Here is a 21509-nt window from a genome sequence, read left to right as displayed (position 1 = left end):
CGGACAACGGGATCTCCCGTACCCCCAGGAGGTTGTCGATGGCCTTCCGCACATCCCCGCTCCGCCGCCGGCTGGCGCTCGCCGCCGCCGTCGGCCTGACCCTCGTCACCGCGGCCGCCGGACCGGCCGCCGCCCGCCCGGCCCCGGAGCGGTCCGGTGAACCGGCCGCCGTCGCCTACCGGGTGCTCGGCCCGCGTACCGTCGCCGACCGCAGCGCGGTCGCCCGCACCGGCGCCGCGATCGACTACTCCGAGCACGGTGTGCTGCACGTCACGGCCACCAGCGCCGAGGCCGCCGCGATCAACCGGCTCGGCTTCCGGCTGGAGAAGGACGTCGCGCCGGCACCGGCCGGCGGCGCGACCGCGTACGCCTTCCCGCCCGCCGACTCCAACTACCACGACTACGCCGAGCTGACCACGGTGGTGAACCAGGTGGTCGCCGACCACCCGAGCATCGCCCGCAAGCTCAGCATCGGCACCTCCTACCAGGGCCGGGACCTGATGGCGGTGAAGATCTCCGACAACGTCGGCACCGACGAGAGCGAACCGGAGATCCTCTTCAACGCCCAGCAGCACGCCCGCGAGCACCTGACCGTCGAGATGGCGATCTACCTGCTCAACCTGTTCACCGACAACTACGGCACCGACTCCCGGATCACCAACATCGTCAACTCCCGGGAGATCTGGATCGTCCCCACGGTCAACCCGGACGGCAGCGAGTACGACATCGCCACCGGCTCCTACCGCTCCTGGCGGAAGAACCGGCAGCCCAACAGCGGCTCCTCGTACGTCGGCACCGACCTGAACCGCAACTGGAGCTACCAGTGGGGCTGCTGCGGCGGCTCGTCCAGCTCGAAGTCGTCGGACACCTACCGCGGCCCGTCCGCCTTCTCCGCCCCGGAGACGGCGGCGCTGCGCAACTTCGTCAACGGCCGGGTCGTCGGCGGCGTGCAGCAGATCAAGGCGAACATCGACTTCCACACCTACTCGCAGCTGGTGCTCTGGCCGTACGGCTACACGTACAGCAACACCGCCACCGGGATGAACGCCGACCAGTACAACACCTTCGCCACCATCGGTCGGCAGATGGCGGCGACCAACGGCTACACCCCGGAGCAGTCCAGCGACCTCTACATCGCCGACGGCACCAGCATCGACTGGATGTGGGGCGCCCACAAGATCTGGGCGTACACCTTCGAGATGTACCCCGGCTCGGCCTCCGGCGGCGGCTTCTACCCGCCCGACGAGGTGATCCCGGCGCAGACCTCGCGCAACCGCGAGGCCGTGCTGCTGCTGTCCGAGTACGCCGACTGCCCGTACCGGGCGATCAACAAGCAGAGCCAGTACTGCTGACCTCACCACGAGGTGGGGATCCCGGTTCCACCCCCGCCGGGGTCCCCACCCACCCCGCCCGTCCGGACGATCTCCGCTGCTCGTGCGCTACCGTGGCACCGACCGTGCCACAGCGAAGCCGGTGCGAAACCGGCGCTGTCCCGCAACTGTGATGCCCCGTACGCGCGGCGTCGGCCTCCCGCCGGCGCCGACGGACGTGGGACGAGCCAGGTCGCCTGCGGCCCGGTCGCGACACGCGCTCTCGAGGAAGGGCGCCTCGCGGACGGGCCTTCCCTCCTGTCGGCGAAGCACCACGCTCCTCGACCGACAGGAGGATCGATGTCCCGACGTACCCCCCGGCTCTTCGCCGCCGCGCTCGCGGCCGGCGCGCTGCTGCTCGGCGGCTGCGCCGAGAAGACCGCCACCGACACCCCCGCCGCCGGCGGCTCCGGTGGCGCCTTCCCGGTCAGCGTGGGCAACCTGACGCTGGAGAAGCGACCCGAGAAGATCGTCTCGCTCTCGCCGACCTCGACCGAGATGCTCTTCGCCATCGGCGCGGGCAAGCAGGTCACCGCCGTCGACGACCAGTCGAACTACCCGGCGGACGCGCCGAAGAGCGACCTCTCCGGCTACCAGCCCAACGCCGAGGCGATCGCCGGCAGGAACCCCGATCTCGTGGTGATCGCCAACGACACCAACAAGATCGCCAGCCAGCTCGTGGCGTTGAAGATCCCGGTGCTGCTCGCCCCGGCGGCGAGCACGCTCGACGACACCTACCGGCAGCTCACCGACCTGGGCAAGCTCACCGGCCACCCGGCCGAGGCGGACGCCGTGGTGCGCAGGATGAAGGACGACATCACCGCGCTCACCAAGGACCTGCCCAAGCGCGCCGAGAAGCTGACCTATTACCACGAGCTGGGTCCCGAGCTGTACAGCGCGACCAGCAAGACCTTCATCGGCACCATCTACGCGCTCGCCGGCCTGGAGAACATCGCCGACCCGGCCGACGCCGACGGGAAGAACGGCGGCTACCCGCAGCTGTCGCAGGAGGTCATCGTCAAGGCGAACCCCGACTTCGTCTTCCTCGCCGACACCAAGTGCTGCCAGCAGAACGCGGACACGGTCAAGGCGCGCAGCGGCTGGGGCGGCGTCACCGCGGTGAAGAACAACCAGATCGTGGCGCTGGACGACGACATCGCGTCGCGCTGGGGGCCCCGCGTGGTCGACCTGCTCAAGGTGATCGTCGACGCCACCGCCAAGGTCCCGGCCTGACCGTGGCCCTGCGACCGGTGGACGCCGTGCCGGCCGGGACGCCCGACGCGTCCCGGCCGGGCGGCCGACTGCCCCGACCCGGCCGAGGCGGACCACGACCCGGCGCGGTGGCGGCTCCGGCCCGGCCGGCCGGGCTGCGCAAGCGGTGGCTGCTCGCCGGCTTCGCCGCGGTCCTGGTCGCGCTGGTGGCCGGCGTCTCGCTCGGCCCGGTCAACCTGCCGCCCGGCAGCGTCGCGGCCGAACTGCTCAACCTGCTGCCCGGCGTGCACCTGGACAGCGGGCTCACCGAGCGGGAGGTCGCCATCGTCACCGAGCTGCGGCTGCCCCGGGTCGTGCTCGGCCTGCTCGTCGGCGCGCTGCTCGCCCTGGCCGGCGGCTGCTACCAGGGCGTCTTCCGCAACCCGCTGGCCGACCCGTACCTGCTCGGGGTCGCCGCCGGGGCCGGGTTCGCGGTCACCGTGGCGATCGTGCTCGGCGCCGGGGCCGGCGGCGCGCTGACCGGGCTGCCGGTCACCATCCCGCTCGCCGCGTTCGTCGGCTCGCTCGGCGCGGTCGTGCTGACGTACCTGCTCGGCGCGGCCGGCGGGCGGGACCGCTCACCGGCCGCTCTGATCCTGGCCGGGGTGGCGGTCTCGGCGTTCTTCTCCGCCGGGCAGACCTACCTGCTGCAACAGCACTCCGACACCATCCAGCAGGTCTACTCCTGGCTGCTCGGCCGGCTCGCCACCGCCGGCTGGCACGACGTACGGCTGGTCCTGCCCTACTTCGCGCTCACCGCCGTGGTGGTGCTGCTGCACCGGCGCGAGCTGGACGTGCTCTCCGTCGGCGACGACGAGGCCAGCAGCCTCGGGCTGCACCCGCAGCGCTCCCGCTACCTGCTGATCGCCGCCGCCTCGCTCGGCACCGCCGCCGCCGTGTCCGCGTCCGGCCTGATCGGCTTCGTCGGCATCATCGTGCCGCACACCGTCCGGCTGCTCGCCGGCGCCAGCCACCGGGTGATCCTGCCGCTGTCGATGCTCTTCGGCGGCGCGTTCCTGGCCCTGACCGACGTGGTCGCCCGCACCGCCGCCGCCCCCGCCGAGATCCCGATCGGCGTGGTCACCGCCGTGCTCGGCGGACCGTTCTTCGTCCTCATCCTGCGTACCGCCCGTCGGGTGGGCCAGTGAGCGCGAGGAGTGAGCCGGGTTTGCGAGCCCCGCGGTCGCGAACGGAAGGCGGCTCTGTGAGCGCGAGGAGTGAGCCGGGTTTGCGAGCCCCGCAGTCGCGAACGGAAGGTGGCTCTGTGAGCGCGAGGAGTGAGCCGGGTTTGCGAGCCCCGCAGTCGCGAACGGAAGGTGGCTCTGTGAGCGCGAGGAGTGAGCCGGGCTCGCGAGCCGAGCCCGCCGCCGCGGTGCGGGTCCGGGACCTGCGGGTCGAGCTGGGCGGCAGCCCGATCCTGGCCGGCGTCGACCTGACCGTCGCGGTGGGCGAGTGGGTCACCGTCATCGGACCCAACGGCGCCGGCAAGTCCACCCTGCTGCGCGCCGTCGGCGGTCTGCTCACCGGAGCGGGCGAGGTCGCCCTCTTCGGTACGCCGATCCGCGCGCTGCGTCGCCGTGACCGGGCCCGGGTGGTGGCCACCGTGGCGCAGTCCCCGGTGGTGCCGGCCGGCATGTCGGTCTTCGACTACGTGCTGCTGGGGCGCACCCCGTACATCCCGCCGCTGGGCCGCGAGTCGGCCGCCGACCTCGCTGCCGTCCACGACGTGCTGGACGGGCTGGACCTGGGTGGATTCGGCCGGCGTGAGCTGGCCACCCTCTCCGGCGGGGAACGGCAGCGGGTCTTCCTGGCCCGGGCCCTGGCCCAGGGCGCCACGCTGCTGCTGCTCGACGAGCCGACCAGCGCGTTGGACATCGGGCACCAGCAGGAGGTGCTGGAACTGGTCGACCAGCTCCGCCGCGAGCACGACCTGACCGTGCTCGCCACCATGCACGACCTCTCCGTCGCCGGCGAGTACGCCGACCGCCTGGTGCTGCTCGCCGACGGTCGGGTGGCCGCCGCCGGCCCACCCGAGGAGGTGCTCACCGAGGACCTCCTAGGCCTCCACTACCGCGCCCACGTCCGCGTCATCCCCGGCCCGCACGGGCCGCACGTGGTCCCGCTCCGCCGGCGGTAGAAGGAAGGGCCCCTTCTTAACGCCTCCGGTAGAGGAAGGGCCCCCTTTTAACGCCACCTGTTAAGAAGGGGCCCCTCCTTACACGGGGGCGGTCAGCGGAGGGTGGAGACGGAGAAGAGGGCGCCCTGGGGGTCGCGGAGGGCGGCGCTACGGCCGGCCGGGTTGTCGCGGGGCGGGACGAGGATCGTGCCGCCCAGCTCGGTGGCCCGGGCCGCGGTGGCGTCGGCGTCCGCCACCGCGAAGTAGACCGTCCAGTACGCCGGCAGGTCGGCCGGCAGCGGCTCGGCCTGCGGCAGCATGCCGGCGACGATGCGGGCGCCGCAGCGCCACCCGACGTAGGCGACCGGCCCGGTCGGTCGCTCCTCGGGATGCCAGCCGAAGACCAGCGCGTAGAACTCCCGCGCGCCCTCCGGGTCGGGCGTGACCAGTTCGTTCCAGCACATGGCACCGGGCACGTTGAACAGCTCCGCCCCGCGCATCGCCATCGGCTGCCAGACGCTGAACACCGCGCCCGCCGGGTCGGCGAGCACCGCCATCCGGCCCTGCCCGGCGACGTCGAACGGGGAGACCACCACCTGCCCGCCGGCCGCCTCGACCCGGGTGGCCACCAGGTCGGCGTCGTCGGTCGCCACGTACGTCGACCAGATCGGCACCTGGTCCGGCGTGGCGGGCGGTCCGGCGCCGGCGACGGCCCTGCCGTCCTTGAGGAAGACCGTGTAGCCGCCGGCGTCCGGTTCGGTCGAGACCCGTCCGGTCCAGCCGAACAGCTGCGGGTAGAACCGTCTCGCGTCCTCCAGGCCGGGGGTGGCCAGGTCGGTCCAGCAGGGCGTGCCGGGCTCGACGCCGTTCACGGTTGCCCCTCTCGCCGGGGCGGCCCCCACTGGCCCGCCTGCCGGCATCGTGGCACCGTCGGATCGACCCTCGGGCCGGAACCGGACAAAAGGTCAGCTGAAGCGGCGACCCTCGTCCCGCCGGTAGGCCCAACCGGCCACCGCGGCGAGCGCCACCACCCAGACCACCAGCATCACCAGCGCCCGGGGATCGGGCTGCCAGTCGGTGACGGCCGCCCACATCAGCTCGACGGCGCCCCGGGTCGGCAGGTAGGGGGCGATCGCCTTGATGAAACCGGGTGCGTCGTCCGGCCCGGAGAGCAGGCCGCCGCCGAAGGCGAGTGGGAAGAAGACCACCTGTGCCACCACGATCGCCGCCTTGCTCGGCAGCGAGTAGCCGATCGAGAGGCCGAGCAGCGTGAACGGCACCGAGATCACGGCGACGGCGCCGAGCCCGAGCAGGAACTGCGGCGCGGTCACCCGGGCCGCGGTCGCCACCGCGGCGATCACCACCACCGGGACCATCGACAGGTACGTCAGCACCAGGCCGGCCAGGATTCGCCCGGCCAGCCGCGGCGCCGGCCCGGCCGGCAGGGTCCGGGTGTACGGGTTCCAGGGCTGATCGCGATCCTCGGAGACACCCACGCCGTACTGGAAGATGTTGGCGGTCATCACGGCGAACGTGACCATGGCGGCGGTGGCGTAGCTGGCCCCGGTGGGGTCGTCGCCGGCGAACGGCACCACGAAGAAGAGCATCGAGGCGGCGGGGAAGAACGCACTCCCCACCACGGCCACCGGGACCCGGAGGATCTCCATCAGCTGGTAGCGGGCGTGGACGAGGGCGAGCGGCACGGCGGTCTCCTAGACGGCGGGGGTGGGCGCGGGCCGGTCGTCGGCGGTGATGGCGAGGAACGCCTCCTCCAGCGAGGTGGGGCGGACCTCCAGGTCGCGGAACGCCACGCCGGTGGTGACCAGGTCCCGGACGAGCTGGTCGGCGTCGGCGGTGAGCAGGTGGACGCGCCCGTCGACGCGTTCGGTGGCGACCACCCCGGGCAACGCCGGCAGGTCGTCGGCGACCAGGCTGACCCGGCGCACGCCGACGATGCCGCGGACGGCCGTCACCGAGTCGTCGGCGAGCACCCGGCCGTGGCCGATCACCACCACCCGCTGCGCGAGCGCCTCCACCTCCTCCAGGTAGTGGCTGCTCAGCAGCACCGTGCCACCCTCGGTGTGGAAGCCGCGGATGGCCTCCCAGAGCGCGTGCCGCGCCTCCACGTCCAACCCGGTGGTCGGCTCGTCCAGCACCACCAGCCGAGGCCGGCCGACGAACGCCAGCGCCACCGCCAGCCGGCGTCGCTGGCCGCCGGAGAGACCGCCGGTCTGCCGGCGCACCTGGTCGGTGAGGCCGAAGCGGTCGAGCAGCTCGCCCCGGGGCACCGGGTCGGGGAAGTGCGCGGAGACGAAGTCGACCACCTCGCCGACCCGCAATGTGCCGGGCAGGCCGGTCTCCTGCGGGGTCACGCCGAGCTGCCGTCGGCTCGCCGGGTCGCGGGGGTCGCCGCCGAGCAGTTCGACCCGGCCGGCGGTGGGGCGGCGCAGCCCCACCAGCAGGTTGATCAGCGTGCTCTTGCCGGCGCCGTTCGGGCCGAGCAGGCCGACCAGCTCCCCGGCCCGGACGGTCAGGTCGACCCGGTCCAGCGCCAGCACCTCGCCGTAGCGGCGGCTCACCTGTTCGGCGTGGGCCAGGATCATCGGCGGACTCCTCGGGCGAAGGAACGTGCCTTCTCTGTCTACCGTGTGCACGCCAGTCGCACCGCCCCCTGCCGGGGTGTGCGCATCACCTAGTCTGGTGGCGCCGTCGAGGGCGACGGTGGTTTCCGACCGGACACTGGGGAGGGTCCGTGACCAGTCCGAGCAGGAATCTCGACGTCCAGCCGGAGGCGCTGACGGCGTTCGCCGCCGCCTCCCGGGACCGGGCCACCCGCTTCCGCGAGCTGCACCGGTTGTTCGGCGACGGGCACGTGGCCCGGCACTCCTTCGGCGTGATGCCCGCGTCGTTCAGCCTCGCCGCCGCGTACGCCGAGCAGTTCGAGGCCTGCCTGGAGGGGTTGGCGGACGGCGCCGAGGTGATGGCCGACATCGCCGAGGGGCTGACCGACACCGCCGCCGCCTACACCGGCACGGACGTGGCGACCACCGACATGTTCACGCCGGGCGCCTGAGGGGGCATCGATGAGCACCGAGGCGCTCCAGCGCAACAAGACCTACTTCGAGCAGATCGTGTCGGGCACACCCGACCCGTTCAAGCCGCTCTCCAACGCGGTGCTGTGGCCGTTCGAGCAGCTGCTGGAGCTGGTCGCCGGTGAGCCGGACGACCTGATGCGGGCGGCACAGCTGGCGCTGACCACCGGCGAGGCGGTCCGGCAGATCGCGGGTGACCAGGTCGCCGACCGGGCCCGCCTGCGCGGCGCCTGGGACGGCGACGCGGCGGAGAAGTTCCACGCCTCGATGGAATCCGTCGAGCAGGCGATCGAGGAGCTGACCAAGGGGCTGGACGGCACCAAGGAGGTGCTGGTCGACGCCGCGAACGCGGCGGTCGACGCGTTCAACCTGCTGGTCGAGCTGATCCTCGAGTTCCTGCTCTGGTTCCTCACCGAGGTCATCATCGCCGCGGTGGCGGCGGCGCTGAGCGCCGGCGTGACGCTGGCCGCCACCGTCGTCCGGGTGCTGGCCAGGCTGGCCACCACCGTCGGTCGCATGGTCAAGATCGTGGCCCGGTTCGCGGAGATCCTCACCAAGCTGGTCACCAAGCTGGAGAAGGTCGCCGAGCTGCTCACCCGCTACCGCAAGCTGGTGATGGAGCTGCGCAAGGCCAAGAAGGCGTACAAGGCGTGGAACAAGTCCGGCTACACGAAGGAGGCGTTCGCGTTCAAGATGAAGCGCACCGCCATCCTGTTCCCGGGCAAGTTCGCGATCAACCAGGCGTCCCCGGTGAACATCCCGGGCATCGGCGGCGCGCTGCTCGACACCGGGGTGGGCCTGCACGACGTCTCCGACGGCCACAAGGACCGCAACTACCTGGTGGACGGCACCTACCGCGAGGACCTCGGCCCGTACACCAAGGGCGTGCAGAACGTGTTCGACTCGATCGTGAACTGAGAGGCAGCCATGACGTTCCCGGCCCTGGACCGGATCGAGGCGCTGGCCCGCAACCTGGACGGGTGGCAGCGTGAGCTCGGCGCGCGGATGGCCGAGCTGGAGCAGAGCAGCGCCGAGGGCGTGAGCGACTCCGGCCTGGTCACCGTCGTGGCCGCCGCCGACGGCAGGATCCTCTCCACCGAGATCAACGCGCGGGCCATGCGCTTCGACTCCTACACGTTGGCCGAGGAGTTGACCGCCGCGGCGAACCGCGCGCAGGAGGCCGCCGCCGCGCGGGTGCGCGAGATCGTCGGCGAGGTGATGGGCAACGCACCGGCCGCGGAGCGCCGCACCGACGACGGCTACGACCACGACCGATACTGAGCCGATGGACGAGACCAGATACCGCGAGCGGATCGACCGGCTCGTCGAGCCGGGCGAGCACGTGCTGGCCCACGCCAAGGCCGATGTCGGCGGAGGGCTGACCCCGCCACCGCCGCCGGAGCCGTCGCCCACCGCCGGGGCCGGCCGGCGGACCGTCGGGTCCGTGCTGCTCAACGTCCTCCTGCCACTGGCCACCTGGGACCGTGGCGACCGCCTGGTCGACCTCGTCGGCTGGGGGATCGCCGGTCGCGGCGCCGCCGGCTCGACCGCCTCCCGCCTGCACCGGGCGATCAATCCGCCCCGCCCGGACGGCGCGGTCCGGGAGACCCTGCTCGCGGTCACCGACCGGCGGCTGCTGGTCTGCCGCACCGGCCCGGTGGCGTTGCTCGGCGGGCGCGATGCCGAGGAGCGGGCACTGGCCGAGACCGAGGTGGCGTGGTCGGCCGCGCGGTCGCAGGTCGCCTCCGCCCGGGTGGGCTGGCACCGGCTCAACCCGAAGCGGCTGCGGATCGATTTCGCCGACGGATCCTGGCTGTCGTTCACCGTGCCGATCGCGGAGTCGGGTCGCCCGCTGCGCGGGGTCGCCGCCGCGCTGTCGGCCTGACCGCTCCGGGACGCGGTCGCCCGACGCCCGTCGGGCCGACGGACGCCGGTCGGCTGACCGATGCCGGTCGGGCTGAGCGATGCCGGTCGGGCCGACGGACGCCGGTCGGGCTGAGCGACGCCGGTCGGGCTGAGCGACGCGGCCGGCAGCCACGGGCGCGGGTGACCGACGTCAGGCGACTCAGCCGGCCAGCGGCGCGGGCAGCGGCTCGCGGTGCAGCACCGCCAGCCCGGAGACGGCCCGGGTCAGCACCACGTAGAGGCGGTGCAGGCCGCGCGGCTCGGCGGCCACGATCGCGGCCGGCTCGACGACCACGACGTGGTCGTACTCCAGGCCCTTGACCAGCGTCGCCGGGACCACGGTGACCCGCGCCGCGGCCTCGACGTCGTCGGCGGTCGCGGTCTCGACGCCCGCCTCGGCGAGGGCCGCGCGGAGGGCGTCCACGGTGGAGTCGGCGGCGATCACACCGACCGAGCCGTCGTGCGCGAGCGCCGCCCGCACCTCGGCCACCGTCGCGGCCGTCAGGTCCTCGGCGGTACGCACGTCGAGCGCGCCGTCGTGGCGCAGCGACCGGGCCGGGGGTACGTCGACGGCGAGCGCGGGCAGCAGCCGGTTCGCGAACGCCACCACGGCGGCCGGCACCCGGAAGCCCACGCTCAGCGGCACCACCGCCGCGTCCGGCTTGCCCAGGTGCGCCAGGGAGTCCCGCCAGTCGGTGGCCGCCCACGGCGCGGTGCCCTGGGCCAGGTCGCCGAGGAGCGTGATCGAGCCGTGCTCGCTGCGCCGGGCGATGGCCCGGCACTGCATCGGGGAGAGGTCCTGCGCCTCGTCGACCACCACGTGCCCGAAGCCGGCGGGCCGCTCCAGCAGCCCGGCCACCTCGTCGACGAGCACCGCGTCCGCGGCGGTCCACCGGGTCGCCTTCGCGGTCCGCGCCACCTTCCCGGAGCGGAACAGCTCCTGTTCCGCTCCGGTGAGCAGGCCGTCGGCGGCGGCGGCGAGCGCGTCGGCGTCGGTGCGCAGCCGGTGCAGCAGCCCCTCCGGGGTGAGCGCCGGCCAGACCGCGTCGAGCAGATCGGTGACCGGCTTGATCCGGCTCATCCGGCGCAGCCAGGCGTCGCTCGGTGACTCCGCCCGGCGTGCCTCGGCCTGGCGTTGCAGCAGTCCCACCACCCGGGCCCGGACCCGTTCCCGGCCGACGGCGTAGGGCAGTCCCTCCTGCCGCGTCTCGGCGACCAGCCGGTGCAGCGGGTCGAGCCCGATCCGCCACCGGAACGAGCCGTCCGAGACCATGATCGGCTCGGTCGGCGTACCGATGTGGGCGTCGACGGCACGGCGCAGCACCTCGGCCATCCGCACGTCGTGCTTGAGCGTCGCGGCGGCCGGGTCGTCGACCGCGCGGACCGGCACCCGGGCGACCAGGTCCTCGACCGTGGCCTGCTCGACCTCGACCTCGCCGAGCGCGGGCAGCACCGACGCGATGTACGACAGGAACGCCCGGTTCGGCCCGACGATCAGTACGCCGGACCGGCGCAGCCGCTCCCGGTGCAGATAGAGCAGGTACGCGGCGCGGTGCAGCCCGACCGCCGTCTTCCCGGTGCCCGGCGCGCCCTGGACGCAGATCGAGTCGGCCAGGTCGGCCCGGACCAGCTCGTCCTGCTCGGGCTGGATGGTGGCGACGATGTCCCGCATCGGGCCGACGCGGGGGCGTTCGATCTCGGCGGTGAGGATCCGGCTGGCGGTGCCGAGTTCCTCACCCCGGTCCAGGTGCTCGTCCTCGAAGCTGGTGAGCACGCCGACGCTGAACCCGAACCGGCGGCGCACCGCGACGCCCTGCGGGTCGCGGGCGCTGGCCCGGTAGAACGACCGGGAGACCGGGGCCCGCCAGTCCAGCACCAGCGGCTCGCCCCGCTCGTCGGTGACGTGCCGCCGCCCGACGTGGTAGTCCCGCCCCGCGTGGTCCGGGTCCGTCTCGCCGAAGTCGAGCCGCCCGAAGAAGAGCGGGGTGGTGGGATCGTCGGCCAGTTCCTTGACCCGGCGGGCCATGTGCCGACCGAGCTGCTCGGCGGTGTAGGCGTCGCCGGCCACCTTGTCGCCGGTGGCGAAGAGCGCCTCGGCGCGTTCCCGCATCCGGCGCAACGCGGCGCGGGACGTGTCCAGGTGGGCGCGCTCGGCGGCCAGATCGGCGTCGAGGGTCGTGGCGTCTTCCAGTTCTGTTGCGGGCACTGTGAACTCCCAAGGCTCAACATGATGCTCGCTCGCGTGTCCGGGGCGGTTGGCCTGCTCCCGGCGCGGGGACGTCCGCTGCGGTGCGTGCTCACCGCGGCCGTCGGGCGGCCGTCCACGTTACGGCCCTCCAGCCGCCGGCGCCACCGAATTACGGCTGATGAAAGGTGGCATGATGCCCGGACTGCGGTTCGTTCATCGCCAGGTTGATCTTCCGGTAGGTCCACCGCCCGCCGTCCGGCGCGAAGTAGAGGGCGGTGTTCCACCAGGCGCCGTCGTCGTGCAGCAGGGAGCCGCAGAAGAGGTGGACGGCGTGCTCCCGGGCGAGTGCGGCCAGCCGGGAGATGCCCCGTTCGAGAGCGTCGAGGTCGAGATGCGCCAGGGGGGACAGGTCCGGGGCGTACCCGGAGAGTGCGCCCTCGGGCAGGAGCACGATGTCGCCGGGCCGGGCGGCGGCCACGACCCGGGCGATGCCGGTGAGGTTGCGGGCGAGGTCCCAACCGGTGGGGACCTGGCCGATGACCACGGACGTCCGCATGGTCGGTGCCCTTTCGACGGTGATCGGACAGCCTAGGGGGCGCTGTGCCGGCGCGTCGTCCCCGAATGCCGGCGGGGACGTGCGGGCGGCAATCATGGAGGCATGACGGAAGCGCGGCCGGAGCGGCGCCGGGTGACGATCAGCGACCCGCAGGTGATGCGGGCGCTCGCTCACCCGGCCCGTATGGCGATCGTGGAACACCTCAGCGCGGTGGAGGGCGGTGCGACCGCGACGGAGTGCGCCGAGATCGCCGGCCTGTCGCCGAGCGCGACCAGTTACCACCTGCGCGAGCTGGCGAAGTTCGGCCTGGTGCGGGAGGCGCCGGGTCGAGGCGACGCGCGGGAACGGGTGTGGGAGGCGGTGAACGCCTCGTACTCGGTCGACGCGGGGCCGGACGCCGACCCGGACACCCGGGCGGCAGAGGCGGCGCTGGTCGAGGCGCACCTGGTGCGCGACGCCCAGCGGGTCCGGGACTGGCTGCGCCGCGCGCCGGACGAGCCGCGCGAGTGGTACGAGGCGACCTGGCTCAGCGACAGCGTGCTGCTGCTGACCTCGGAGGAGTTGGTCGAGGTCAACCAAGCGATCCAGGCGCTGATCGCGCCCTATCGGCAGCGGGCCCGGACCGATCCGCCGGCTGGGGTTCGCAAGGTCGCGATGCAGTACCGGGCGATGCCGATCGACTGAGCCTGGGTCTTGCGCGCGGCAGGTGTGAAGGAATATTTTCGAAGTATGTCCTTCACATCTGACGGCTCGCGCTGGTCCGACGTCTGGCTGGCCACCGTCGCCCGGGGCGTCTCCAGCTGCGGCGACTTCCTCGCGGCCACCGCGCTCACGCTCGCGCTCCAGTCCGCCGGGGCCGGTGGCCTGGCCGTCTCCGGGCTGCTGCTCGCCGCGACGCTGCCGCTGGTCGCGCTCGCCCCGCTGACCGGCCGCCTCGCCGACCGGGTGGACAGCCGGGTCCTGTTGGTCACCGCCGGCCTGGTCCAGGCGGGGATCTGCGTGGCGCTCGCGTACGCGCGGGACCCGGTCCTGGTCATCGCGCTGGTGGCGCTGCTCGCCACCGGGCTCGCGGTCACCCAGCCGGTGCTCGCCGCGTTGGTGCCGGTGATGGTCCGACCCGCGGACCTGCCCCGGGCCGGCGCGCTCAACCAGACCGCCGGCACGCTGGGCGCGCTCGCCGGGCCCGCGCTGGCCGGGCTGCTCGTCGGTCAGTTCGGCACCCGGGTGCCGCTGCTCGTCGACGCGGGCACCTACCTCGCGCTGGTGGTGGCCGGGTTGCTCATCCGTACCCGTCGGGGTGGGCGTGGGTCGACGGCGGCCGGGGCCGCGACGGCGGTCACGCCCGCGTGGCGGCTGCGTCGCGACCCGCTGCTGATGGTGATGGTCGGCAGCGTCGCCGCGGTGGTCGGCGCGGTCGGGGCGATCAACGTGATCGAGGTCTTCTTCATCCGGGAGACGCTGGACAGCTCCACCACCGTGTACGGGCTGGTCACCGGGGCCTGGACGCTGGGCATCGTGGTCGGCGCCTGGGTGTTCGCCCGGGTCGCCCGGCGGCTCGTCGACGACGGCGCGCTGCTCGGGGCCGGGCTGGTGCTGCTCGGCGGCTGCTGCCTGGCCGTGCTCGTCTCGGCGGCGGTGCCGGTGGCGTGGCTGCTCGTGCCGGTCTGGCTGCTGGGCGGCGTGGCCAACGGTGGCAACAACGTCTTCGACCAGCTGCTGCTGGCGCGCCGGGTGCCGGAGGAGGCCCGAGGCCGGGCGTTCGCGGTCTTCGGCGCGGCGGTGCAGGGCGCCGGGATGGGCGGCTTCCTGGTCGGCGGCCTGCTCCTGGAGGTGGCCGGGCCCCGGCCGCTGGTCGCCGGCTGCGGGGTGGCCGGCCTGCTGGCGGTCGTCGCGCTGGCCGGGCCGGTCCGCCGGGCGGTACGCGCCGACCGCGCCGCCGCCCCCGTCGCCGCGCCGTCCCCGGCGGGGGTGGGCGGTTAACCGGGGCCCCCTCCTCTACCGAATGCGTTAACAGGGGGCCCCTCCTTCCCCCTCGGTGCGGCATGAACCACTTACCGGCCGGCCCGTGGGGCGGGGCGGGGGCGGCGGGGATACGGTCGGGTCATGGCCGACCGCATCGCCCGCCCCCGGGTGGGGCACATCCAGTTCCTGAACTGCCTGCCCATCTACTGGGGTCTGATGCGGTCCGGCGCGCTGCTCGACGTCGACCTGCACAAGGACTCGCCGGACCGGCTCAGCGCCGACCTGGTCGCCGGTGACCTCGACATCGGCCCGATCACGCTGGTGGAGTTCCTGAAGCACGCCGACGAGCTGCTGCTCCTGCCCGACCTGGCGGTGGGCAGCGACGGCCCGGTGCTCTCGGTCAACGTGGTGTCCACGAAGCCGCTGGGTGAGCTGGACGGCGCCCGGGTGGCGCTGGGCTCCACCTCGCGTACCGGGGTGCTGCTGGCCCAGATTCTGCTCGCCGAGCGGCACGGGGTGCGCCCGGAATACTTCCGCTGCCCGCCGGACCTGACCCAGATGCTGCTGGAGGCCGACGCCGGGGTGCTGATCGGCGACGTGGCGCTGCGCGCGCTGTACGAGGCGCCGGGCAAGGGCCTCGCGGTGACCGACCTGGGTCAGGCCTGGCACGACTGGACCGGGCTGCCGATGGTGTTCGCGGTCTGGGCGGTACGCCGGGAGTTCGCCGCCGCGCATCCCGGCCTGGTCAAGGAGGTGCACGAGGCGTTCCTGCGTTCGCGTGACCTGTGCCTGGCCGAGCTGGACCAGGTCGCCGAGGCGGCGGCCCGCTGGGAGCCGTTCGACGCGGCCACCCTGGCCACCTACTTCCGCACGCTCGACTTCTCGTTGGGCGAGCGGCAGGTGGCCGGGCTGCGCGAGTTCGCCCGCCGGGCGGCCGCGTACGGGGAGGTGCCGGCGCTGCCGGCGGACGGCCCGGAGTTCTTCCAGGGCTGAGTGCCCGGGGCGCGGGTCAGGTCGCCGGGCGCAGCAGCGCCTCGGTGATCTGCTCGCAGGCCTTCATGCCGTAGTCCCACCCGCCGACGCTGAACGGGCTCTTGACCATCACGCCCATGGTCCAGGTGTCACCGATCGCCAGGCAGTTGACGTGGTATTCCTTTTCCTTCTGCCGGTCGATCCACCCGTTCTTGATGGCGATCTTCTTCTGCTCGCCGGCGGGGAACGCCTTGCGGATGCCGAAGTCGCCGGCGCCGCGGACCAGCCGCATCTCGTTGAGCAGCCACTTCGTCCACTTCGGCCCGGCCGCCCGGCCGTCGTCGATGCAGAGTCCGAGCCGCGCGGTGTCGCGCGGGGAGAGCAGCGTCCGGCTCCAGCCGCCGTCGGCGGCCACCTTGCTGTCGGTCAGCTTGCACATCGAGATGAGCCGCTTGATCGACGCCGCGCTGCCCACGCTCTCGTAGAACTCCTGGGCCCGGGTGTTGTCGCTGTCCCGGATGATCTTCGTGGCGTCGGCCAGCTTGGCGTCGCTCGGGGTCTTGCCCGCCTCGGCGCTGCGGCGCAGGTAGTCGGCGACCACCCACGCCTTGATCAGCGACGCGGTGGTGCTCGTCTCGCCCATGTTCGTCGAGCCGATGATCTTCCCGGTCCGCTTGTCCAGGACGGACCAGGCGTACCAGCCCTTGAGGTCGAGGTCGTCGAGGTCCTGGGCCGCGAACGGCAGGGGTTCCAGGGACGGCGACGGCGACGGGGCGGGTCGGGGTCGGGCGTTGCGGTCGGTGGGCTGGGTGGTGGACCGGTCGCCGGCCACGTCGGGGTGTGCGGTGGAGGTCGTCCGTAACGGCGAGCCGGGCACCAGCCGCAGCGAGAGGACCAGCAGGCCGACCAGGGCCAGGGCCACGGCGCTGAACGCCAGCGGCCGGCGGTGGCTGCCGGGCCGGCGGCGGGCGCCGGCCATCAGAGCTTCCCGACGGGTTGCTGCGGCACCTTGAGCGCCGCGCCGGGCTGCGGGGTGACGAGCTGCGTGGCGACGCTCGCGCACACCTTGGCGCCGTAGTCGAGGCCGTTCTTCTGCGGGTAGCGCATCATCACGGACAGGGTCCAGTCGTCGGTGATGGCCAGGCAGTTCACGTGCCACTGCACATCGGCCCAGAGCATGGTGAAGCCGTTCTTGATGCTGACCGGCCCCTGCGCCTTCACCGAGGCGGGCAGGCCGTCGATGATGCCCCAACGCCCACCCTGCACGGTGACACTCTTCTGGTCCTTGACGCCGCCCCGGACCTTCGTCATCTCGCTGAGCACGAAGTCGGTCCACTTCGGGCCGGCGGCGCGGCCGTCCCCGATGCACGTGCCCATCCGCACCGCGTCACGCGGCGACATCTGGGTGTACGCCCACTTCGCCGACGTGGATTCGAGCTTCGTGTCGGTCAGCTTGCAGACCTTGATCATCCGTTCGAGCACCGGCCGGCGCTTGCCGGCGTTGTAGAGCGACTCGGCCGCGTTGTCGTTGCTGTCCCGGATGGCGGTGACGACCTGCTGCCGCCGCTGGGCGCTCAGCGGCTTGTCGCCGAGCTGGCGCAGATAGTCGGAGACGATCCACGCCTTGATCATCGACTCGGTCGAGTTCGTGGACGTCATGTTCTTCGCGCCGGTGATCCGGCCCGTCTTGCGGTCCATCAGGGCCCAGGAGAAGAACTCGCCCTTGAAGTTCACCGAGACCGGGGCGTCGGCCAGCGTCGGGGCCGGCGGCGCGGTCGGGCTCGGCGCTGGCACCTGCTGGCCGCCTCCGATGCCGCCGAGGCCGCTTCCGCCGTCGCCGCCGGAGAGCTTCGCGTACGCGGCGGGGACCAGCATGACGCCGCCGATGAGGACCGCCACGATGGCGAGCACCATGGTCACGCGAGGTCGCATGAGTGGGTGAGCTCCAGATGTCTGGCCGGGGGGACCGGCGCTTCCGCATGTCTTCGGCCCCGTCGCCACAAGGCCGGGGGACGGTGGCCTGAGCTGTGGCGATCAACGGCAGCCGATCGGTGTGCCGGGGGAAGTCTACTTCCGGACCGGCCGTACGCCAGACTCCGACGCCCGCCGACTCGCCGGGTGGGCGGGACATTGAACCGCTATGCCGCACTTGGGGGGTTTCATCTTTGGCAAGTGGTCGACGTCACAGACGTTTTCCCAGGTCAGCCGCGACCACGGCGGGCGTCCGCCCGGTCACCGAAGGTGGCCGGGGAATCCTGTTACACCCTCTGGTGTCACGCGTCGCGAGCTGTAACACTGGCCTCATGTATGGCAACGACTTCGCCCCGCCCGAGGACGGTCCGGGCGGCGGCCTGCTCGGCGAGGTGGAGGCCGCGGAGGCGGCGCTGCGCGAGGCGGCGGCGCGCGCCCGGCGCGGCGGCCCGGCACCGGACGAGGACGTCGAGGCGTACTTCACCGACGTCATCGGCGCGGACCAGAAGATCGAGCCCCGGGACTGGATGCCGGAGGCGTACCGCAAGACGCTGATCCGGCAGATCGCCCAGCACGCGCACTCCGAGATCATCGGAATGCAGCCGGAGGGCAACTGGATCAGCCGGGCGCCGTCCCTCAAGCGCAAGGCCATCCTGCTGGCCAAGGTGCAGGACGAGGCCGGCCACGGCCTCTACCTCTACGCCGCCGCCGAGACGCTCGGCATCAGCCGGGACGAGCTGGTGGACCTGCTGCTCGACGGCCGGCAGAAGTACAGCTCGATCTTCAACTACCCGACCCTCACCTGGGCCGACGTCGGGGCCATCGGTTGGCTGGTGGACGGCGCGGCGATCGTCAACCAGGTGCCGCTGTGCCGCTGCTCCTACGGCCCGTACGCCCGGGCCATGATCCGGGTCTGCAAGGAGGAGTCGTTCCACCAGCGGCAGGGCTACGAGATCCTGCACACGCTGGCGCACGGCACCCCGGCCCAGAAGGCGATGGCCCAGGACGCGCTGGACCGCTGGTGGTACCCCTCCCTGGCCATGTTCGGCCCGCCCGACGGGGACTCGACGCACAGCGCGCAGTCCATGGCCTGGAAGATCAAGCGCTTCTCCAACGACGATCTGCGCCAGCGCTTCGTCGACATGTGCGTCGGCCAGGCGGAGGTGCTCGGCCTGACCATTCCGGACCCGGACCTGCGCTGGAACGACGAGCGGCAGGCGTACGACTACACCCAGCCCGACTACGCCGAGCTGATGCGGGTCATCAAGGGTGACGGGCCGTGCAACCGGGAGCGGATGACGCACCGGCGGCGGGCCCACACCGACGGCGCCTGGGTACGGGAGGCCGCCGCGGCGTACGCCGCGAAGCAGGCCCGGACGAAGGAGAAGGTCGCCGCATGAGCAAGGAATCCTCGCCTCTGTGGGAGGTCTTCGTGCGGGCCCGGCGGGGCCTCTCGCACACCCATGTCGGCAGCCTGCACGCGCCCGACGCGGAGCTGGCCCTGCGCAACGCCCGCGACCTCTACACCCGTCGCCAGGAGGGCGTCTCCATCTGGGTGGTGCCGGCGAGCGCGATCACCGCGTCCAGCCCGGACGAGAAGGACGCGTTCTTCGACCCGGCGGCCGACAAGGTCTACCGCCACCCGACGTTCTACGAGGTGCCGGACGGGGTGGCACACCTGTGAGCAGCGTCTTCGGCTTCACGCTCGGCCTCGGTGACGACGCGCTGGTCGCGGCGCAGCGGCTCGGCGAGTGGACCTCCCGCGCGCCGGAGATGGAGGAGGACATCGCGCTGGCCAACATCGCCCTCGACCAGCTCGGCGCGGCCCGGCTGCTGCTCACGTACGCGGGCGAGCTGGAGGGCGCCGGCCGGGACGAGGACGACCTGGCCTACCTGCGCGACGACCGGGAGTTCCGCAACTGCCTGCTGGTCGAGCTGCCCAACGGCGACTTCGGCGTGACCATGGCGAAGTTGTTCTTCCTCGCGGCCTGGCAGCTCCCGCTCTACACCGCGCTGTCCGGTTGCGGGGACGACCGGCTGGCCGCCGTCGGCGCCAAGGCGCGCAAGGAGTCGGCGTACCACCTGGACCACGCCTCGCTCTGGGTGAAGCGCCTCGGCGACGGCACCGACGAGTCGCACCGTCGCATGCAGGACGCGGTGGACGAGGTCTGGCCGTACGTGCACGAGCTGTTCGTCCCGGACCCGGCGGCGCCGGTCGACCCGACCACCCTGCGGGCCGACTTCGACGCCACCGTGGCCGCCGTGCTGGACGAGGCCACGCTGACCCGCCCGGAGACGAGCTGGACCCCGGGTGGCGGCCGGGACGGCGTGCACACCGAACACCTCTCCTACCTGCTGGCCGAGATGCAGGTGCTGCACCGCGCCCACCCCGGAGCGCGCTGGTGAGCGATGTCAGGGCGGCCGTGGCGGCGGTGGTGGATCCGGAGATCCGGGTCATCACCATCGACGAGCTGGGCATCCTGCGCGCGGTCGAGGAGGAGCCCGGCACCGGCCGGGTCCTGGTCACCATCACCCCCACCTACACCGGCTGCCCGGCCATGGACGTGATCCGCGCGGACATCCGCCGCGCCCTCGCCGCGGCCGGGCATCCGGACGCCGAGGTCCGCACGGTCTACAGCCCGGCCTGGAGCACCGACTGGATCTCCGACACCGGCCGGGCCAAGCTGGCCGCCGCCGGCATCGCGCCGCCCGGCCCGCGCGGCGACGACACCGTGGTGCCGCTGACCCTGGCGGTCCGCTGCCCGCGGTGCGGATCGCCGGACACCACGCAGGTCAGCCGGTTCGGCTCCACCGCGTGCAAGGCGTTGTGGCGCTGCCGTTCCTGCTCCGAACCCTTCGACCACCTGAAGGCGCTGTGACTGTCACCATCACCCGGCCGGTCCGCCGCCGGCCGGTCTTCCACCCGTTGCCCGTCGCCGCCGTCGACCGGCTCACCGACGACTCGGTGTCGATCACGTTCGCGGTGCCCGAGGAGCTGCGGGAGACGTTCGCGTTCTCTGCCGGGCAGCACCTCACGGTCCGGCGTCCGGCGAGCGCCGCCGACCCGGAGGCCGGGGAGGCGCGACGGTCGTACTCGATCTGCTCCACCCCGGACGAGCTGGCCCGGCACGGCCGGTTGCGGATCGGGGTGCGCGAGGTCCCGGGCGGTGCCTTCTCCGCGTACGCCTGCGGCGCGCTGCGCGGCGGCGACACCGTCGATGTGCTGCCCCCGCTGGGGCACTTCACCTCCGCGTTCGCGCCGGACCGGGTCCGCCGGTACGGCGCGGTGGTGGCCGGCTCCGGCATCACCCCGGTGCTCGGCCTGGCCGCGACCGCGCTGGCCGTCGAGCCGGGGAGCACCGTCACCCTGGTGTACGGCAACCGCACGGCGAACACGGTGATGTTCGCCGAGGAGCTGGCCGACCTGAAGGACCGCTACCCGACCCGACTGCACCTGGTGCACGTGCTGTCCCGGGAGATGGGGGAGTCGGCGCTGCTGTCCGGGCGGATCGACGCCGACCGGCTGACCCGGCTGCTGGACACCGTCGTGCCCGGCGACGAGATCGAGGAGTGGTTCCTCTGCGGCCCGTACGGGATGGTGGTGGACGCCAAGGCGGTGCTGGCCGGTCGCGGGGTGCCCGACTCGGCGGTGCACACCGAGCTGTTCCACGTGGATGCCCCGCCGGAGCCGGTCCGCCGGGAGACCGACCGGCCCGGCGCCGGCGCCGAGGTGACGATCCTGCTGGACGGCCGCTCGTCGAGCTTCACCATGGGTCGGGACGAGCGGGTGCTGGACGCGGCGCTGCGGGTGCGTGGTGAGCTGCCCTACGCCTGCAAGGGCGGGGTCTGCTCGACCTGCCGGGCCAAGGTGACCGAGGGTGAGGTGACCATGGCGCGCAACTACGCCCTGGAGCCGGACGAGGTCGCCGCCGGCTACGTCCTGACCTGCCAGTCCAGCCCGGTCACCGACAAGTTGACCGTCGACTACGACGCCTAGCGGCAACACCACAAGGTGCCGTGGCGCCGCGACCCCCGAACCCGACGCGGCGCGCCACGTCCATTTCTTGTCCGAACGGTTCGGACAGCGGTAACCTTCAACTGCCAGGGGCACTAGCCCCGTGGAAGT

The 21509-nt window shown here is 72.9% G+C and carries 22 protein-coding genes, 1 pseudogene and 1 riboswitch; of the genes and pseudogenes, 16 read left to right on the top strand and 7 right to left on the bottom strand.

Features of this window, described 5'->3' with window-relative positions; all coding sequences use genetic code 11:
* Positions 1-38 precede the first annotated feature (38 nt).
* The 4 genes and pseudogenes from CO540_RS17930 to CO540_RS17915 form a co-directional block, all read left to right on the top strand.
* Positions 39-1349 (top strand): annotated as a pseudogene (locus tag CO540_RS17930) (M14 family metallopeptidase); the annotation flags it as partial.
* Positions 1350-1469: 120 nt separating this feature from the next.
* Positions 1470-1563, top strand: a riboswitch (cobalamin riboswitch).
* A gap of 107 nt (positions 1564-1670) precedes the next feature.
* Positions 1671-2603, top strand: coding sequence for an ABC transporter substrate-binding protein (locus CO540_RS17925; protein ID WP_099162943.1), 933 nt, complete (start codon positions 1671-1673; stop codon positions 2601-2603).
* Positions 2604-2671: 68 nt separating this feature from the next.
* Complete coding sequence (locus CO540_RS17920) at positions 2672-3769, top strand: iron ABC transporter permease (protein WP_099164818.1); 1098 nt, start codon at positions 2672-2674, stop codon at positions 3767-3769.
* A 224-nt stretch (positions 3770-3993) separates the two neighbouring features.
* Entirely contained in the window at positions 3994-4758 is a 765-nt protein-coding gene (locus CO540_RS17915) for an ABC transporter ATP-binding protein (protein WP_099162942.1), read from the top strand.
* A 92-nt stretch (positions 4759-4850) separates the two neighbouring features.
* Here CO540_RS17915 and CO540_RS17910 read toward each other — a convergent pair whose 3' ends face one another.
* Genes CO540_RS17910 through CO540_RS17900 form a run of 3 tightly spaced genes read right to left on the bottom strand, consistent with a single transcriptional unit; the run spans position 4851 to position 7340 of the window.
* Positions 4851-5657, bottom strand: a complete 807-nt coding sequence (locus tag CO540_RS17910; RefSeq protein ID WP_371682226.1) for a VOC family protein — start codon at positions 5655-5657, stop codon at positions 4851-4853.
* Positions 5658-5702: 45 nt separating this feature from the next.
* Entirely contained in the window at positions 5703-6440 is a 738-nt protein-coding gene (locus CO540_RS17905; RefSeq protein ID WP_091565198.1) for an ABC transporter permease, read from the bottom strand.
* Positions 6441-6449: 9 nt separating this feature from the next.
* On the bottom strand, positions 6450-7340 hold the full coding sequence (locus tag CO540_RS17900; protein ID WP_099162940.1) for an ABC transporter ATP-binding protein: 891 nt from the start codon (positions 7338-7340) through the stop codon (positions 6450-6452).
* A 149-nt stretch (positions 7341-7489) separates the two neighbouring features.
* On the opposite strand from CO540_RS17900, the gene CO540_RS17895 reads away from it, so the two are divergent.
* The 4 genes from CO540_RS17895 to CO540_RS17880 are packed head-to-tail and all read left to right on the top strand — an operon-like array spanning position 7490 to position 9714.
* Positions 7490-7810 (top strand): type VII secretion target, encoded by a 321-nt coding sequence (locus CO540_RS17895; protein WP_099162939.1) that lies wholly within the window; start codon positions 7490-7492, stop codon positions 7808-7810.
* 10 nt (positions 7811-7820) lie between these two features.
* Positions 7821-8747: a WXG100 family type VII secretion target gene (locus CO540_RS17890; RefSeq protein ID WP_099162938.1), complete on the top strand. Its 927-nt coding sequence runs from the start codon at positions 7821-7823 to the stop codon at positions 8745-8747.
* Positions 8748-8756: 9 nt separating this feature from the next.
* Positions 8757-9110: a YbaB/EbfC family nucleoid-associated protein gene (locus CO540_RS17885; protein ID WP_099162937.1), complete on the top strand. Its 354-nt coding sequence runs from the start codon at positions 8757-8759 to the stop codon at positions 9108-9110.
* 4 nt (positions 9111-9114) lie between these two features.
* Positions 9115-9714, top strand: coding sequence for a hypothetical protein (locus CO540_RS17880; protein ID WP_099162936.1), 600 nt, complete (start codon positions 9115-9117; stop codon positions 9712-9714).
* 180 nt (positions 9715-9894) lie between these two features.
* Here the strand turns inward: CO540_RS17880 and CO540_RS17875 are convergent, their stop codons facing one another.
* Positions 9895-11940 carry an AAA family ATPase gene (locus CO540_RS17875; protein WP_099162935.1) on the bottom strand — a complete coding sequence of 682 codons (2046 nt, stop codon included), beginning with the start codon at positions 11938-11940 and terminating at the stop codon, positions 9895-9897.
* 151 nt (positions 11941-12091) lie between these two features.
* Complete coding sequence (locus CO540_RS17870) at positions 12092-12478, bottom strand: nitrilase-related carbon-nitrogen hydrolase (RefSeq protein WP_157779151.1); 387 nt, start codon at positions 12476-12478, stop codon at positions 12092-12094.
* Positions 12479-12580: 102 nt separating this feature from the next.
* On the opposite strand from CO540_RS17870, the gene CO540_RS17865 reads away from it, so the two are divergent.
* From CO540_RS17865 to CO540_RS17855, 3 genes are all read left to right on the top strand, one after another.
* Positions 12581-13162 carry a helix-turn-helix domain-containing protein gene (locus CO540_RS17865; RefSeq protein WP_099162933.1) on the top strand — a complete coding sequence of 194 codons (582 nt, stop codon included), beginning with the start codon at positions 12581-12583 and terminating at the stop codon, positions 13160-13162.
* Positions 13163-13207: 45 nt separating this feature from the next.
* On the top strand, positions 13208-14458 hold the full coding sequence (locus CO540_RS17860) for an MFS transporter (protein ID WP_099162932.1): 1251 nt from the start codon (positions 13208-13210) through the stop codon (positions 14456-14458).
* Between the two features lie 123 nt (positions 14459-14581).
* Positions 14582-15433: a menaquinone biosynthetic enzyme MqnA/MqnD family protein gene (locus CO540_RS17855; protein WP_099162931.1), complete on the top strand. Its 852-nt coding sequence runs from the start codon at positions 14582-14584 to the stop codon at positions 15431-15433.
* A gap of 16 nt (positions 15434-15449) precedes the next feature.
* Here CO540_RS17855 and CO540_RS17850 read toward each other — a convergent pair whose 3' ends face one another.
* Positions 15450-16391, bottom strand: coding sequence for a hypothetical protein (locus CO540_RS17850; RefSeq protein ID WP_099162930.1), 942 nt, complete (start codon positions 16389-16391; stop codon positions 15450-15452).
* Positions 16391-17344: a hypothetical protein gene (locus CO540_RS17845; RefSeq protein ID WP_099162929.1), complete on the bottom strand. Its 954-nt coding sequence runs from the start codon at positions 17342-17344 to the stop codon at positions 16391-16393. The genes CO540_RS17850 and CO540_RS17845 overlap by 1 nt, the downstream gene beginning before the upstream one ends.
* 371 nt (positions 17345-17715) lie before the next feature.
* Here CO540_RS17845 and paaA point away from each other — a divergent pair, with 371 nt between their 5' ends.
* The 5 genes from paaA to paaE are packed head-to-tail and all read left to right on the top strand — an operon-like array spanning position 17716 to position 21380.
* Positions 17716-18783: a 1,2-phenylacetyl-CoA epoxidase subunit PaaA gene (gene paaA, locus CO540_RS17840; protein WP_099162928.1), complete on the top strand. Its 1068-nt coding sequence runs from the start codon at positions 17716-17718 to the stop codon at positions 18781-18783.
* A complete protein-coding gene (gene paaB, locus CO540_RS17835) occupies positions 18780-19067 on the top strand; it encodes a 1,2-phenylacetyl-CoA epoxidase subunit PaaB (protein ID WP_088959289.1) in 288 nt (95 codons plus the stop codon). The genes paaA and paaB overlap by 4 nt, the downstream gene beginning before the upstream one ends.
* A complete protein-coding gene (paaC, locus tag CO540_RS17830) occupies positions 19064-19789 on the top strand; it encodes a 1,2-phenylacetyl-CoA epoxidase subunit PaaC (RefSeq protein ID WP_099162927.1) in 726 nt (241 codons plus the stop codon). The genes paaB and paaC overlap by 4 nt, the downstream gene beginning before the upstream one ends.
* The gene (paaD, locus tag CO540_RS17825; protein ID WP_099162926.1) at positions 19786-20262 is read left to right on the top strand and encodes a 1,2-phenylacetyl-CoA epoxidase subunit PaaD; all 477 of its coding nucleotides are present in this window, start codon (positions 19786-19788) and stop codon (positions 20260-20262) included. The genes paaC and paaD overlap by 4 nt, the downstream gene beginning before the upstream one ends.
* Positions 20259-21380, top strand: coding sequence for a 1,2-phenylacetyl-CoA epoxidase subunit PaaE (gene paaE, locus CO540_RS17820; RefSeq protein WP_099162925.1), 1122 nt, complete (start codon positions 20259-20261; stop codon positions 21378-21380). The genes paaD and paaE overlap by 4 nt, the downstream gene beginning before the upstream one ends.
* Positions 21381-21509: the final 129 nt, after the last annotated feature.

The sequence above is a fragment of the Micromonospora sp. WMMA2032 genome, assembly GCF_002688545.1.
Classification (GTDB): domain Bacteria; phylum Actinomycetota; class Actinomycetes; order Mycobacteriales; family Micromonosporaceae; genus Micromonospora; species Micromonospora sediminicola.
Note: the sequence above shows the minus strand (reverse complement) of the source record. Positions and strands in the feature narration are given on the sequence as shown.